This window comes from Pseudomonas sp. PH1b, assembly GCF_000633395.1.
GTDB lineage: Bacteria > Pseudomonadota > Gammaproteobacteria > Pseudomonadales > Pseudomonadaceae > Aquipseudomonas.
The window spans coordinates 1-533 of sequence record NZ_AYMU01000066.1 but is presented as its reverse complement, the minus strand read 5'-3'; the positions used below and the strand labels follow the sequence as shown (position 1 = coordinate 533).

At 70.0% G+C, this 533-nt stretch carries 1 protein-coding gene; it reads left to right on the top strand.

Annotated features, from left to right (window positions below):
* The coding region (locus tag U873_RS0133970) for a YbjN domain-containing protein (RefSeq protein WP_025132473.1) at positions 1-368 on the top strand (368 nt) is incomplete at its 5' end.
* Between the last annotated feature and the right edge of the window lie 165 nt (positions 369-533).

Genomic DNA, 533 nt, shown 5'->3' with positions numbered 1-533 from the left:
TCGGCTACGCGGTGCGCTTCGGCAACCCGGCGGCGCAGTCGGGCCAGTACGTGGATTTCACCTTCAGTTGCGCGTTGCGGGTCCAGGGTGAACTGCCGGCGGGCCTGGCGGAGCTGTGGAACGCCTCGCGGCGTTTTGCCCGGCTGTCGCTGCAGGGCGAGTTCCTGGTCATGGAAATGGACGTGGTAGTGGCCGGTGTCGGTGAAACCCACCTGCGGGGCAACCTGGAACTGTGGGACCGCCTGCTCCAGGAGTTCATCGTCTACTTGCGCGAATACAGCCAGCAGGCCGCTCAACTGCAGGCCCAGGCCCAGGCCGAACCGGCGACGCCCGAGGCCCAGCTGCGCGAGGAGGCAACCAGCCTGTGAAGAAGCCAACCCTGGTAATAGGTGCCGGGGCCCTGGCCTTGCTCGGGCTGGCGGTGGGCTTGAGCCTGCGCCCGGGCAACGAGCCGGTGGCGGCCCAGCAGCCGGCCACGGCAGCGCTGCAGCAGAGCGCGGCCAGTGGCCCGGCGGTGGCGCGCCTGGGCAACC